Annotated in this window: 14 protein-coding genes; 11 read left to right on the top strand and 3 right to left on the bottom strand. The window is 56.8% G+C overall.

Annotated features, from left to right (window positions below):
* The first annotated feature begins 10 nt into the window (after nucleotides 1–10).
* Both V6N04_RS08445 and V6N04_RS08440 read left to right on the top strand, forming a co-directional pair.
* Nucleotides 11–1,021, top strand: coding sequence for an Ldh family oxidoreductase (locus V6N04_RS08445; protein WP_371169708.1), 1,011 nt, complete (start codon nucleotides 11–13; stop codon nucleotides 1,019–1,021).
* Between the two features lie 83 nt (nucleotides 1,022–1,104).
* Nucleotides 1,105–2,934: a BCCT family transporter gene (locus tag V6N04_RS08440; protein ID WP_371169707.1), complete on the top strand. Its 1,830-nt coding sequence runs from the start codon at nucleotides 1,105–1,107 to the stop codon at nucleotides 2,932–2,934.
* Nucleotides 2,935–3,059: 125 nt separating this feature from the next.
* On the opposite strand, the gene rplI is transcribed toward V6N04_RS08440, so the two are convergent.
* From rplI to rpsF, 3 genes are read right to left on the bottom strand one after another with little or no spacing between them, the layout of a single operon-like run.
* Complete coding sequence (gene rplI / locus V6N04_RS08435) at nucleotides 3,060–3,686, bottom strand: 50S ribosomal protein L9 (RefSeq protein ID WP_371169706.1); 627 nt, start codon at nucleotides 3,684–3,686, stop codon at nucleotides 3,060–3,062.
* A 12-nt stretch (nucleotides 3,687–3,698) separates the two neighbouring features.
* Nucleotides 3,699–3,926, bottom strand: a complete 228-nt coding sequence (rpsR, locus tag V6N04_RS08430; RefSeq protein ID WP_371169705.1) for a 30S ribosomal protein S18 — start codon at nucleotides 3,924–3,926, stop codon at nucleotides 3,699–3,701.
* 19 nt (nucleotides 3,927–3,945) lie between these two features.
* Nucleotides 3,946–4,302 (bottom strand): 30S ribosomal protein S6, encoded by a 357-nt coding sequence (rpsF, locus tag V6N04_RS08425; RefSeq protein ID WP_371169704.1) that lies wholly within the window; start codon nucleotides 4,300–4,302, stop codon nucleotides 3,946–3,948.
* A gap of 327 nt (nucleotides 4,303–4,629) precedes the next feature.
* On the opposite strand from rpsF, the gene V6N04_RS08420 reads away from it, so the two are divergent.
* The 9 genes from V6N04_RS08420 (at nucleotide 4,630) to V6N04_RS08380 (ending at nucleotide 12,953) form a co-directional block, all read left to right on the top strand.
* Nucleotides 4,630–5,274: a hypothetical protein gene (locus V6N04_RS08420; RefSeq protein WP_371169703.1), complete on the top strand. Its 645-nt coding sequence runs from the start codon at nucleotides 4,630–4,632 to the stop codon at nucleotides 5,272–5,274.
* Nucleotides 5,275–5,414: 140 nt separating this feature from the next.
* The gene (gene fabD / locus V6N04_RS08415) at nucleotides 5,415–6,350 is read left to right on the top strand and encodes an ACP S-malonyltransferase (protein WP_371169702.1); all 936 of its coding nucleotides are present in this window, start codon (nucleotides 5,415–5,417) and stop codon (nucleotides 6,348–6,350) included.
* Between the two features lie 102 nt (nucleotides 6,351–6,452).
* The gene (fabG, locus tag V6N04_RS08410; protein ID WP_371169701.1) at nucleotides 6,453–7,190 is read left to right on the top strand and encodes a 3-oxoacyl-[acyl-carrier-protein] reductase; all 738 of its coding nucleotides are present in this window, start codon (nucleotides 6,453–6,455) and stop codon (nucleotides 7,188–7,190) included.
* Nucleotides 7,191–7,403: 213 nt separating this feature from the next.
* The gene (locus V6N04_RS08405; RefSeq protein WP_242106401.1) at nucleotides 7,404–7,637 is read left to right on the top strand and encodes an acyl carrier protein; all 234 of its coding nucleotides are present in this window, start codon (nucleotides 7,404–7,406) and stop codon (nucleotides 7,635–7,637) included.
* Nucleotides 7,638–7,831: 194 nt separating this feature from the next.
* Complete coding sequence (locus V6N04_RS08400) at nucleotides 7,832–8,575, top strand: 1-(5-phosphoribosyl)-5-[(5-phosphoribosylamino)methylideneamino]imidazole-4-carboxamide isomerase (protein ID WP_371169700.1); 744 nt, start codon at nucleotides 7,832–7,834, stop codon at nucleotides 8,573–8,575.
* Nucleotides 8,576–8,719: 144 nt separating this feature from the next.
* A complete protein-coding gene (gene fabF / locus V6N04_RS08395; protein ID WP_371169699.1) occupies nucleotides 8,720–9,982 on the top strand; it encodes a beta-ketoacyl-ACP synthase II in 1,263 nt (420 codons plus the stop codon).
* Nucleotides 9,982–11,142: an endolytic transglycosylase MltG gene (gene mltG / locus V6N04_RS08390; protein ID WP_371169698.1), complete on the top strand. Its 1,161-nt coding sequence runs from the start codon at nucleotides 9,982–9,984 to the stop codon at nucleotides 11,140–11,142. The genes fabF and mltG overlap by 1 nt, the downstream gene beginning before the upstream one ends.
* A 163-nt stretch (nucleotides 11,143–11,305) precedes the next feature.
* Entirely contained in the window at nucleotides 11,306–11,677 is a 372-nt protein-coding gene (locus V6N04_RS08385) for a permease (RefSeq protein ID WP_371169697.1), read from the top strand.
* Nucleotides 11,604–12,953 (top strand): DNA-packaging protein, encoded by a 1,350-nt coding sequence (locus tag V6N04_RS08380; protein WP_371169991.1) that lies wholly within the window; start codon nucleotides 11,604–11,606, stop codon nucleotides 12,951–12,953. The genes V6N04_RS08385 and V6N04_RS08380 overlap by 74 nt, the downstream gene beginning before the upstream one ends.
* The last annotated feature ends 108 nt before the right edge of the window (nucleotides 12,954–13,061 follow it).

Below are 13,061 nucleotides of genomic sequence, written 5' to 3'. Positions count from 1 at the left end.
AGGCGATGATATGACCAACACCCGTAGATTAACCCTTGCCGAGATCGAAGATCTTTCGTTTCGCGCGCTGGTCGACGCCGGCACGTCGGAAGAGAACGCTCGTCCATTGGCCGTTGCGACAGCCGCAACCGAGGCAGATGGTGTTGCAAGCCACGGGTTGGCCTATATCCCGATCTATTGTGAGCATGTTCAGTGCGGCAAGGTGGATGGGCAAGCCAAACCGGACCTGTCCCGCCCACGTCCCGGTGTCGTGAAGGTCGATGCGGCGACAGGTTTCGCTCATGCGGCGCTTGATCTTGGGTTTGAGGCTTTGATACCCGCCGCGCGTGAGCAGGGCGTTGCCGTTCTTGCAGTCCATAACAGCTACAATTGTGGTGTTTTGGGTTATCATACCTATCGTTTGGCGCAGGCCGGGCTGGTGGGGCTGGGCTTCACCAACGCGCCCGCGTCGATCGCTCCGTCGGGAGGGGCAAAGCCCGTGGTTGGTACGAACCCCTTTTCCATCGCGGCACCCGGAGAGGACGGACAGCCCGCGCTATTGATTGACCAAAGCGCAAGTACAATCGCCAAAAGCGAGGTGATGAAGCACGCGCGCGAGGGTAAACCCATCCCAGTCGGTTGGGCGCTCGATGCCGATGGCAATCCAACCACCGACCCTAATGTTGGGCTGAAAGGCTCGATGGCGCCGTCTGGCGGATATAAAGGTGTTGGCGTCGCCATTTTAACCGAGGTCATGGCCGCAGCCTTGACCGGCGCGACGCTTGGAATACACGCCTCACCGTTCTCTGGTACGGTGGGCGGTCCACCCAAAACCGGGCAGTTCTTCATTGCAATTGATCCAAAAGCGACATCAGATGTCGGTTATGGGCTCAACATAGCCGCTTTGGTTGGCTCGATCCGCGATCAAGACGGCGCACATTTGCCCGGAGACGGCCGCCGCGCGAAAAGGCTGCGTGCCAGAGAGGACGGCGTCGACGTCAATGTGGCGACACTAGAGAAAATTGAGGCTATTCTGACTTAGAACCGGACGGCAACCGAACCGGGAGAAGCCGCCGGAAACAGAACACCCCGGAAATCAGACACGTGCGAACAGGGAGGAAACACATGTCAATCAAACAACCATTTACCGATCTAGAGGTCCAACGGGCCGATGGCGGTTTTTATGAAGGGCATAGCATTCCAATTGCCCTGATCAGTAAGGCGATCATCGTCGGGCTGGTCATCTGGGCATTGGTTTGGCCAGGAAACGCAAATGGCGTGTTGGGCAGCTTGAACTGGCGACTGCTAGAGGACTTCAACGTCTTCTATATCATCATCGTTGGTTTCTTTTCGTTCTTCTTGTTGGTCGTGGCCATTATTCCGTCAACCGGTAGGCGTGTCATGGGGGCAGAAGGCGTCGCGCCTGAGTTCTCGAACTTCTCGTGGTTTTCGATGATGTTCGGCGCCGGTCTGGGTGTTGGCCTTATGGTCTTCGCGACCGCTGAGCCACTAGGACTGTGGGGATCAAATCCTGAGGTTCTGGCTGGTGCAGTTGTGGGTAATAGCGAAGAGGCCATTCAATCGGGTTTCCGCTACACGTTCTTGCATTATGGCTTCCATGCCTGGGCGATCTATGTCGTCACCGGCCTGTCGCTGGCTTACTATGCCTATACACGCAACATGCCACTGACCATCCGCACGGCTTTGACACCGTTGTTCGGTAAATACCTGAACGGTTTCTTTGGTCATGTTGTGGATGTTCTGGGCGTTGTTGCGACCATTTTGGGTGTCTCTGTGACCATTGGTTTCGGCGTGTCTCAGTTCATTGATGGTCTTTATGCAATCACCGGCGCTGGCTGGATGATGGATTTGACCGGTGAAGTTCCTGTGCCCGGCACTGTGGGCCTGATCACTGGTCTGGTGGTCATCATGATGCTGTCGATCGTATCGGCTGTGTCAGGTGTTGGACGCGGCGTTAAGTACCTGTCGAACCTTAATCTGGTGCTGTCGCTGATCCTGCTCATGACTTTCGTCATCTTTGGCTCGTTCTTCTTCGCAATGACCACATATGCAACCGCGTTTGTTGATTACCTGTTGCATTACGTTTCGCTGAGCTTTGGAGCGTTTGGACCACAATCCGCAACGGACTTCTCTGCAGCTCTGCCTGCTGATGCTGCTCCGTATGCAGATGCTTTGCGCGGTGGTGCCACCAACGCGTGGGGATCGTTTGATGGGTTCAAATCAGGGCTGGAAGGCGGAGCCGCTGCCCTTCCTGATGATGTACTGACCGCTGCTTACGCAGCCGGTGAGCCTGGACGTCAGTTTGGCTGGCAAGCGGGTTGGACAACATTCTACTGGGCTTGGTGGATCGCATTCTCACCCTTCGTAGGATTGTTCCTTGCACGCATCTCGCGTGGCCGTTCGGTTCGCGAATTCATCATCGGCTGCGTTTTCGCACCTGCGATGGTTTGCTTTGCCTGGATGACCATTTTGGGTGGCACAGCCATCGACATGGAAGTCAGCGGTGTTGCTGAGGGTGCCATCATCGGTGCATCCAACACGGCGAAACTGTTTGTGACGCTTGAGCAGATCATCTCGGGTGGGTTGCTGTCGGGTATCACCATCATGTGTGTTGTGCTGATCCTGACCTTCTTGGTCACGTCGGCTGACTCAGGCATTCTGGTTATGAACACCATTATGTCTGGCGGCGACGAGAACATCGGCAACAAGCACAAGATCGTGTGGGGCGTCATCCTGACACTGGTGATCGGTACTTTGCTTATCGCCGGTAAGACGAACGGAGGGGCTGATCCGATGGAGGCGCTAAAAAGTGCCATGATCATCGGGGCGCTGCCGTTTACCTTTGTGATGGGGCTGATGTGTATCGCTCTTGCCAAAGCGCTTTATCGTGATGGTTTGCGCGAGAAAGTCGGTGAGACCGCACCAGCGGAGTGACCCGAAATCTCCGGGGGTGCTTAACGGCAACCCCGGACACCGGGGACAACCTGACTCGTAAGAGTAAGACACAAAAAAAGGCCGCTCTGATTGAGCGGCCTTTATTCTTTTCAGTGAAGGAGAGCTTACTCTTCTTCGGATGCCTCTTCCGCAGGGGCGTCTTCAACGGCCTCTGCCAGATCGTCGTCTTCGGATGCCGCAGCACCGATATCGTCGAACAGTTCAGCAATTTCGAACTCTGCTTCAGCTTCAGCTTCAGCAGCCAGTTCTTGGATCGACTTGCCTGACGCTTGCAGCTCGGCTTCTTCTTGCGAGCGGGCGACGTTCAGGTCGATCTCAACATCGACTTCAGGGTGCAGGATGACGTGCACGCTGTGCAGACCCAGATACTTGATCGGGGCTTTCAGAGCGACCTGTTTTTTGTCGACGGTGAAACCGGCTTCGGTTGCCACGTCTGCGGCGTCACGTGGCGTGACAGAGCCGTACAGAGCGCCGGCGTCCGATGCTGAGCGAATCACGATGAACTGTTGTCCAGCGAGCTTCTCGGCCAGAGCCTCGGCTTCTTTCTTGGTTTCCAGGTTGCGTGCTTCCAGCTGCGCTTTCTGGTTTTCGAAAGAGGCGATGTTGGCTTGCGAAGCGCTGAGCGCTTTGCCTTGAGGCAGAAGGAAGTTGCGGGCAAAGCCCGGCTTGACGTCTACGACGTCGCCCATCTGACCCAGTTTGGCCACACGTTCCAAAAGGATAACTTGCATTGTCAGATCTCCTTACTTCACGGCGTAGGGAAGCAGGGCGAGGAAACGAGCGCGTTTGATAGCGCGCGACAGTTCGCGTTGCTTCTTGGCCGACACAGCGGTGATCCGCGAGGGGACAATCTTGCCACGCTCAGAGATATAGCGCTGCAGAAGGCGCGTGTCTTTGTAATCGATCTTCGGCGCGTTGTCGCCCGAGAACGGGCATACTTTGCGACGGCGGAAAAATGGTTTACCAGCCATAGGTTAGATCCTTTCGAACTTAGCGGTCACGGCCGCGGCGGTCGCCACGTTCGTCACGCTTTTGCATTTGGATCGACGGGCCTTCGGCGTGATCGTCAACCTTGATGGTCAGAATGCGCATAACGTCGTCATGCAGGCGCATCAGGCGCTCCATTTCCTGAACGGCCGGTGCGGGTGCATCGGTTTTCAGGAACGCATAGTGACCTTTGCGGTTCTTGTTGATCTTGTAGGCCATCGTTTTGACGCCCCAGTATTCGCTGTCAACGACTTTACCGCCGTTGTCACCGAGTACGGTGCCAAAATGTTCGATGAGGTTCTCAGCTTGCGTGTTGGACAAGTCCTGACGCGAGATGAAGACATGCTCATACATCGGCATGTGAACTCCAGTTCTATTTTCAGGCGCGCTTCAAAGGATGGGCATTTATGCCTTTCCGCCACCCATCCACGAGAGGCCACGCGGTTCAAAAACACACGGAAAGGACGGTGCCTTATACACCTTTGGCCTAACGGTGCAAGGCGATTTTGAGTGCGGAGACTGGCGCCATGTGACGCAGATAATCCCAGCGAATGCCCGCGAATAACCAGACCTCTGCCCCAATCCCGTCACAGTTGCATGAGACCCCTAGGGAAAGGGTGAGGGCTACGCAAAGAAGTCCTCAAGCCCGCCGAAGAATTCGAAAGAGACTGCAAGGGTGGCATTGCTATGAGTGACCAGAAAATCAGCTTCGAACAGTTGATAGGCATGACGCGCCTTAGTCCTCGTGTATATAAAGCCGACTGGGGCTATCGTCTGACAGCGGAAAATGCAGCCCCCGGCCTGATGCGCCTTACCCATGCGGCAGGGCGCTTTGTCGGGCTGGTGTTGTTGTTGATGATTGCTGGCGTCTGGATGTTTTCGGGCAACGCATTTGCTGATCCCCTGATTATGGCAATGAAGCTGGGTTTGACCGGGCTTCTGTTTGTCCTTGGCTGGTTGTTGTTTTGGTATGGCCGCGATTCACAACAGGCCGAAGCGCAAGTTGATCTGGACAAGCGCGAAATGCGCATGGGGTACAAAGACGGCTGGAACCGGTTCCGTCAGGAAACGCGTATCCCCTTTGGTGAAATCGGCTCGTTCCTGATCTTGCGTGGCAAGGAAGAAAACGGCGAGGCGGGTCTTTATGCGCGGATTGGCAGCGGCATGGATGCTTTCGAAGTGATCGCGGGTGATGAAGAGGTGTTAGAAACTATTCAGACCCAGTTGGTTAAGGATTTGAGCAGCGCACGCCGCACCACGAAGCCGAACAAGGCATGGCCGTCGCTGTCAGAGGGTAAGGCGATCTCGCTGTCGCATGTGACCGCGCCGTAAGCATCCCTGAACAATTGTAGAAAATCAGACTGGCGCGCAAATTTTTGCAGCGCCAGTTTTCATTTCTGGCAAAGCGGATTGCACCGGTCGGACCTGCGCGCTATCCCCTAGGGGTAAGCTTCACGGCAAGAGGAGAGCCCATGAGCCGCGCATTTGTATTTCCCGGGCAGGGTGCCCAGAGCATTGGAATGGGAAGGGCGCTTGCAGAAGCCTATCCCTCAGCGAAGGCCGTATTTGACGAGGTGGATGAGGCGCTTGGCGAAAAGCTCTCGGCCTTGATTTGGGAAGGTGAGGCGGATGAGCTGACTTTGACCCAAAACGCACAGCCTGCACTTATGGCCACTTCACTGGCCGCGATGCGTGCGTTGGAAGCCGAAGGGGTTTCCATCGAGGATGCCGCTTATGTGGCGGGTCATTCGCTGGGCGAATACTCGGCTTTGGCGGCGGCTGGCACATTCTCGATCGCGGATACCGCTCGTTTGTTGCGCGCGCGCGGCAAAGCCATGCAAGAGGCTGTTCCTGTTGGCGAGGGCGCGATGGCGGCCCTTTTGGGACTGGATTTCGACACGGCTGCCGAGGTTGCCTTGGAAGCGGCGCATGATCAGGTGTGTCAGGCGGCGAATGACAACGATCCCACGCAAGTTGTTGTTTCTGGAAACAAAGAGGCCGTTGAGCGCGCGGTTGAGATTGCCAAGGTCAAGGGGGCTCGTCGTGCCGTCCTGTTGCCCGTCAGCGCACCGTTCCATTGTGCATTGATGCAACCCGCTGCCGAGGCGATGGCCGTGGCATTGGCGAATGTAGATATGTCGCCCCCCAAAGTGCCTCTGGTCGCGAATGTTCTGGCGGCGGGTATTTCTGACCCAACGTCGATCCGTTCGCTTTTGGTCGATCAGGTAACAGGTTCTGTGCGGTGGCGTGAAAGCGTATCGTGGATGGCCGAGAACGGCGTCACTGAGATATGGGAGATCGGCGCAGGTAAGGCACTGTCGGGTATGATCCGTCGGATCAACAAAGAGGTTGGGACGCGGGCCATCGGGACGCCTGATGATGTCAAAGCGGCTGTGGCAGCCGACTAGGTTTGGCTTTGCGGGAAATCACACCATGACGCCGCAGGAAATCGAAAATATGGTCTTTTGACCGAACCTATGCGCGCCGCGCAGTAGGAAAGAGGAGAGCAAATGTTTGACCTTTCAGGAAAAAATGCGCTTGTGACTGGCGCATCCGGTGGCATTGGTGGCGAGATCGCCAAAGTGCTTCACGCAGCAGGCGCAACGGTTGGCCTATCGGGCACTCGGGTAGAGCCGCTAGAGGCGCTGGCCGCCGAGCTGGGTGAACGCGCACATGTGCTTCCGTGCAACCTGTCGGACCCGGACGCGGTTGACGCTTTACCCAAACAAGCCATCGAAGCGATGGGTGGCGTGGATATTTTGGTCAACAACGCGGGCATCACGCGCGATCAGATATTCATGCGGATGTCGGACGAAGAATGGGACAGCGTGATCAATGTGAACCTGACTTCGACCATGCGGCTGTGTCGAGGTGTCATGCGCCCGATGATGAAATCTCGTTGGGGGCGGATCATCAACATCAGCTCGATTGTTGGCGCGACCGGGAACTCAGGGCAGGTGAACTACGCGGCCTCGAAAGCTGGCATGGTTGGTCTAACAAAATCAATCGCTTACGAGGTGGCTAGCCGTGGCATCACCGCCAATTGTGTTGCGCCTGGCTTCATTGCGACAGCGATGACGGACAAGCTGACGGACGATCAGAAAGGTAAGATCAACGCGCAAATTCCGGCGGCTCGTATGGGCACACCGGAAGAGATCGCGGCGGCTGTGCTTTACCTTGCGTCGGCTGAGGCGGGCTATACCACTGGGGCCACGATCCACGTTAATGGTGGCATGGCGATGCTGTAGGCAGCCTATGCAGGGCGGGGCGCTGAATTTGACCCTGCCTATTGAAGGATGAAAGCGTTTGCCTATTTAATGCGATGTGCTATAGGCGGCGCATGTTTTACCCCATCGCCCTTTTCAGGGTTGGGGAACTTGGCGTCAAACGCCGCAAACCAAGTGGCCCGTGATGGGTCGATCGAAAAGGGCTATATGCCTGAAAAAACGTGAGGATTTATCATGAGCGACGTCGCAGACCGCGTGAAAAAAATCGTTGTTGAGCACCTGGGTGTTGAAGAGGACAAGGTTACGGAATCGGCCTCGTTCATCGACGATCTGGGCGCAGACAGCCTGGACACTGTTGAGCTGGTTATGGCTTTCGAAGAAGAGTTCGGAATTGAGATTCCTGACGACGCTGCAGAAACCATCCAGACCTTTGGCGACGCTGTAAAGTTCATCACCGAAGCTGCCTGATCTTTCAGGACATCTGAGAATTCGAAACGGCCTGCCAATTTGGCGGGCCGTTTTCATTTTATCTATCGATTTCGACGGAAAGTGACGTAACGACGCTTTCGCGTCTTTTTCTGCCGAATTTGGGCGACCACTATCGGTTGTGGTACTATTCGACTGAACATCACGGATGAATTTTGGTCGGCAGGAGGTATCTGATGATTATCTACCCCACACTCGAACTACAAAATGGACGTTGTGTTACGCTGCACCGGGGGCGCTTGGAAGAGCCATCGGTCTGGCATGTTGATCCAGTTGAGACGGCGCGTGGTTTTGCCGAAGCGGGTGCAGAATGGCTGCATATCACAGATTTTGACGCTGTTGCCGGTGAAGGCAACAATGACGAATTGATTGAAGAGATCATTCAAACCTGCGGTTCGTCGGTACAAGTCGCAGGCGGTGTTCGGACACGCGAGCAAGTGGAAGCGTGGATCGAAAAGGGTGCAGGTCGTGTTGTACTGGGCACGATTGCTGCGCGTGATCCCTCATTGGTCAAGGACATGGCAATGCGCCATCCGGACCAGATCTGTTTGGCCGCCGATGTGTGGCAGGGTCAATTGATGACCGATGGCTGGCGTCAACCAGCAGCGATTGCGCCAGAGGACTTCCTTGCGTCCTATGCGGATGTGCCACTGGCGAGTGTTCTGATCACAGATATCGACAGCGATATTGATCAGGCCGACGCTCAGCTTGGGTTGCTGAGCCAGCTGGCTGGATCAACGCGCCATCAAGTGATCGCTGCGGGCACAGTGCGCGAAGTCGACGATGTGGCGCGGCTGAAATATGTCCCCAATATTGCAGGCACATTGATTGGCCGGGCTTTGTTTAACAAAGATGTCGATCTGGTGGCAGCATTGGACGTGGCCAAACCAGTTCCTGAAGCCAAAGCCGAGTTCATATAAGGCCATTCGTTCACGCGACTTTTTTCACATGTTTCCATGCAGGGTCGGCGCGGTTTTACCACATGTGGTGAAATCAACTTGCCCCTGCATACCCGGGCGCGCTATCACGCTTTGACATTTGAATACCTTTGAAAGGGCAGCAGAATGCGTCGAGTGGTTGTTACAGGTCTTGGCATGGTGTCTCCTTTGGCGAGCGGCGTCGAGGAAAGCTGGAAGCGAATTTTGGATGGGCAGTCAGGGGCTGGCCCAATCACCAAGTTCGATGCGTCTCGTGTGGCGACGAAATACGCCTGTGAGGTACCATTTGGCGATGGCACAGATGGCACGTTCAATCCTGATGATTGGATGGAGCCGAAAGAGCGTCGCAAGGTTGACGATTTCATTCTGTTTGGTCTGGCTGCCGCTGAAATGGCCGTCAAAGATGCGGATTGGTTGCCAGAGGACGAAGAAAGCCGTCTTCGCACCGGTGTGATGATCGGATCTGGAATTGGTGGCTTGTCGACGATTGCCGACACATCAATCATTTTGAAAGAACGCGGCCCGCGCCGGGTTTCGCCGTTCTTCATCCCTGGCTCGTTGATCAACCTGATCTCCGGTCAGGTGTCGATCAGATTTGGCTTCAAAGGGCCAAACCATTCGGTTGTGACGGCCTGTTCGACGGGCGCGCATGCCATTGGGGATGCCTCTCGTCTTATCCAAACGGGTGATGCGGATGTGATGATTGCCGGTGGCGCAGAGGCCGCGATTTGTGAGCTGGGCATTGCCGGGTTCAACGCCTGCAAGGCGCTGTCAACCAAAGGTGAGGACAACCCAGAGGCGGCAAGTCGCCCTTATGATGCGGATCGTGACGGTTTTGTTATGGGCGAGGGTGCCGGCATTGTTGTGCTGGAGGAATACGAGCATGCCAAGGCGCGTGGTGCCAAAATTTACGCGGAAGTGCTGGGCTATGGCCTGTCGGGCGACGCCTATCACATCACTGCACCATCTGAGGATGGCGATGGCGGTTTCCGTGCGATGGAAGCGGCCTTGGCGAAAGCGGGGCTGGAGCCTTCTGCGATTGATTACATCAACGCGCATGGCACATCGACCATGGCGGACACGATCGAGCTTGGTGCTGTTGAACGCCTGCTGGGCGATGCCGCCGACACGGCAACAATGAGTTCGACCAAAAGCTCGATCGGGCACTTGTTGGGTGCCGCTGGCGCGGTGGAGGCGATCTTCTGTATCTTGGCCCTGCGTGACCAGATCGCACCGCCCACAATCAATTTGGATAACCCTGCTGTGGAGCCTCGGTTGAGCCTTGCGGCCAACAAGGCCGAGCCGCGTGAGATCAACACGGTTTTGTCCAACAGCTTTGGCTTTGGCGGGACCAATGCCAGTCTTGTTATGGGGAAGGTCGCTGACTGATGTGGCGCAACATAGCCTCGAACGCGCTGAGCCTGTTTGTTGTCATTCTGATCGTTGGAGTCGGGGTGATTGCTTGGGGCAAGAAGCAATACACGGACCAAGGTCCCTTGGCGCAGGCGATTTGTCTGCGGGTTGAGAATGGCTCGAACTTCTCGCGCGTGGCCGACAGCCTGACGGAGCAAGACGCCATCACCAATGCGACAATCTTCCGGTTGGGGGTCGATTACAGCGAAAAGGCGTCCTTGCTGAAGGCGGGATCGTTTCTGGTCGAGGAAGGTGCCTCGATGGAGCAGATCGTCGACGTTGTGACGCGCGGCGGTGCATCGACCTGCGGGACAGAGGTTCTGTATCGGATCGGTGTTTTGTCGGCGGTTATGCAAGTGCGTGAGCTGGATCCGGCAACTCAGGAATACGAAGTAACGGCCGAGTTCAAGCCTGCAGAGTTAGAGGGCGCGGCGCCTGAGACTTACAACACTGTGCGCGAGGACAGCGACACGCGTTATCGCATCGCCTTGGCTGAGGGCGTGACAAGCTGGCAGATCGTTGACAGCCTGAGCCGCGCGGATTTCATGACCGGAGAGGTTACTGAGACACCTGCCGAGGGCAGCCTTGCGCCTGATAGCTATGAGGTGAAGGCCGGTGCGGATCGTGTGGCACTGATTGCGGATATGCAGGAGTCTCAGGCCGAGATATTGGCTGCGGCTTGGGAGGCGCGTGCGCCTGATCTTCCCTATGCCTCGCCCGAAGAAGCCTTGGTTATGGCGTCTATCGTCGAGAAGGAAACCGGGTTGGCCGAGGAGCGTCGTCAGGTTGCGAGCGTTTTTGTTAACCGCATGAACAAGAGCATGCGTTTGCAAACCGACCCGACCGTGATCTATGGGATCACACGCGGGCAGGGTGCGTTGGGACGGGGATTGCGCCAAAGCGAATTGCGTCGCGAGACACCATTCAACACTTATGTGATTGATGGATTGCCGCCCACGCCAATTGCGAACCCGGGGAAGGCTGCGATTGAGGCCGCTCTGAACCCAGACAGCACGGAGTTTATCTTCTTTGTGGCGGACGGCACCGGTGGTCACGCGTTTGCAGTCACGCTGGACGAGCATAACGCCAATGTCGCCAAGTGGCGTGAGATCGAAGCGGAACGCGCGAACCAGTGAATTCGTAAACAAAACATGACCTTGCCGCGCGCTGTTGCGGCGGGCTGGTTTGACAGAACGCACGGTTCTGCATAGCCTTTGTAATACGCTAGAAGACGTGAATGTAACGGCCTTGGGCATCCGCCCGGGGCCGTTTTTTCATGTCGCTCGTGCGGAGAAGAGCATGAGAGGCAGACATAAAAATATGACAATGATCACGCCCTTGGGGAAGGACGCAGCTTCGGAAGATTACCTGAAGATTGCGGACACGTTTTTTCTGCGTGTTTTGAAAGAGCTGGACCGCCAGTTGAGCGCGGCGGAACTGGCCGATTGCGAGACCACACCGGGATTGGCGAAAGCCGTGACCGAGGTGCGCCGTGCCATGCAAACAGTATTTGAAGAAAGGAAACGTCTTGAACAAAGTGATAAAAACGCCTTTGGCGGTGCCGGAGCAGGGACACTCGACCTTGCTCAGGCCCGAGATGAAATCGGGCGCCGACTGGCTTGCCTGCGCGACGCAAGAGGAGCGGGAGGCGTTTCTGAACGACCTGAGTGATGGGGCACTGGTCGCACTTCCGTACTTGTTCGAGTTTTGGGCACTGGATCACCAACTTGCGCCAGAGGGAGATTGGCGCACATGGGTGATCATGGGCGGGCGTGGCGCGGGGAAAACCCGCGCCGGGTCCGAATGGGTGCGGTCCGAGGTCGAGGGGGCGGGGCCCCTTGATCCGGGCCGCTCTCGTCGCGTGGCGCTGGTGGGTGAGACGATCGATCAGGTGCGGGAAGTGATGGTGTTCGGTGACAGTGGTATTTTGGCGTGTTCGCCGCCAGATCGGCGGCCTGAGTGGCAGGCCGGCCGGCGCCGCCTTGTGTGGCCCAATGGGGCGATTGCGCAGGTGTTTTCAGCGCATGAGCCGGAGAGTTTGCGAGGTCCCCAGTTTGATGCGGCTTGGGTGGACGAGCTTGCCAAGTGGAAGAAGGCCGAGGATACGTGGGATATGCTGCAGTTTGGGCTGCGGTTGGGAAGCCATCCGCGCCAATGTGTAACGACGACGCCGCGCAATGTGGGGGTGTTGAAGCAGTTGCTGAAGAACCCCTCGACCGTGACCACCCACGCGCCGACTGAGGCGAACCGGGCGTATCTGGCGAAGAGCTTCCTTGAGGAAGTGCGGTCGCGCTATGCCGATACGCGGTTGGGGCGGCAGGAACTCGACGGGGTGTTGCTGGAGGACACCGAGGGCGCGCTTTGGACCATGGCGGGGTTGGATAAGCACCGTGTGACCGATGATTTGCCAGAAATTGATCGCATCGTTGTGGCTGTTGACCCGCCGGTGACCGGGCACAAGGGATCGGATGATTGCGGGATCGTTGTGGCGGGTGTGGTTGCCAACGGTCCTCCCGGTGATTGGAAGGCCGTGGTGCTGGAAGATGCGAGCGTGTCGGCGGCCAGCCCCTCAGAATGGGCGCAGGCTGCGTTGGCGGCGATGGAGCGCCATAAGGCAGATCGGTTGGTCGCCGAGGTGAACCAAGGTGGTGATCTGGTCGAAAGCGTCATTCGTCAGATTGATCCAACCGTGCCCTACAGGTCGGTTCGGGCAACGCGGGGCAAGATCGCGCGGGCGGAGCCTGTGGCGGCACTTTATGAACAGGGCAGGGTCGCACATGTCGGCGGTATGGCCGAATTGGAAGACCAGATGTGTCGTATGTCCAGCAAGGGCTACGAGGGTAAGGGCAGCCCAGATCGCGTTGATGCGTTGGTCTGGGCCTTGCATGAGCTGATCGTTGAACCCGTTGCATCCTATGTGCGCCCGCAAGTGCGTACGCTTGGTTAAAAGGTTTTTTAACCATCGCTGGCAAAGTGCAAAACATCGAAAGGCGGGGCCAATAAGCCAGACCGGCACAGCGGCCCCGACCTGACTACCAAGATACGAGATTTCACC

Origin of the sequence: Aliiroseovarius conchicola (genome assembly GCF_041403445.1) — a bacterium.
Lineage (GTDB): Bacteria > Pseudomonadota > Alphaproteobacteria > Rhodobacterales > Rhodobacteraceae > Aliiroseovarius > Aliiroseovarius conchicola.
This window is presented reverse-complemented; position numbering and strand designations above follow the sequence as displayed.

What these genes read in the sequence shown, in the direction of transcription:
- V6N04_RS08445 (WP_371169708.1), top strand. Translation starts at nt 11, where the DNA reads ATGACCAACACCCGTAGATTAACCCTTGCCGAGATCGAAGATCTTTCG.
- V6N04_RS08440 (WP_371169707.1), top strand. Translation starts at nt 1,105, where the DNA reads ATGTCAATCAAACAACCATTTACCGATCTAGAGGTCCAACGGGCCGAT.
- rplI (WP_371169706.1), bottom strand. Translation starts at nt 3,686, where the DNA reads ATGCAAGTTATCCTTTTGGAACGTGTGGCCAAACTGGGTCAGATGGGC.
- rpsR (WP_371169705.1), bottom strand. Translation starts at nt 3,926, where the DNA reads ATGGCTGGTAAACCATTTTTCCGCCGTCGCAAAGTATGCCCGTTCTCG.
- rpsF (WP_371169704.1), bottom strand. Translation starts at nt 4,302, where the DNA reads ATGCCGATGTATGAGCATGTCTTCATCTCGCGTCAGGACTTGTCCAAC.
- V6N04_RS08420 (WP_371169703.1), top strand. Translation starts at nt 4,630, where the DNA reads ATGAGTGACCAGAAAATCAGCTTCGAACAGTTGATAGGCATGACGCGC.
- fabD (WP_371169702.1), top strand. Translation starts at nt 5,415, where the DNA reads ATGAGCCGCGCATTTGTATTTCCCGGGCAGGGTGCCCAGAGCATTGGA.
- fabG (WP_371169701.1), top strand. Translation starts at nt 6,453, where the DNA reads ATGTTTGACCTTTCAGGAAAAAATGCGCTTGTGACTGGCGCATCCGGT.
- V6N04_RS08405 (WP_242106401.1), top strand. Translation starts at nt 7,404, where the DNA reads ATGAGCGACGTCGCAGACCGCGTGAAAAAAATCGTTGTTGAGCACCTG.
- V6N04_RS08400 (WP_371169700.1), top strand. Translation starts at nt 7,832, where the DNA reads ATGATTATCTACCCCACACTCGAACTACAAAATGGACGTTGTGTTACG.
- fabF (WP_371169699.1), top strand. Translation starts at nt 8,720, where the DNA reads ATGCGTCGAGTGGTTGTTACAGGTCTTGGCATGGTGTCTCCTTTGGCG.
- mltG (WP_371169698.1), top strand. Translation starts at nt 9,982, where the DNA reads ATGTGGCGCAACATAGCCTCGAACGCGCTGAGCCTGTTTGTTGTCATT.
- V6N04_RS08385 (WP_371169697.1), top strand. Translation starts at nt 11,306, where the DNA reads ATGAGAGGCAGACATAAAAATATGACAATGATCACGCCCTTGGGGAAG.
- V6N04_RS08380 (WP_371169991.1), top strand. Translation starts at nt 11,604, where the DNA reads ATGAAATCGGGCGCCGACTGGCTTGCCTGCGCGACGCAAGAGGAGCGG.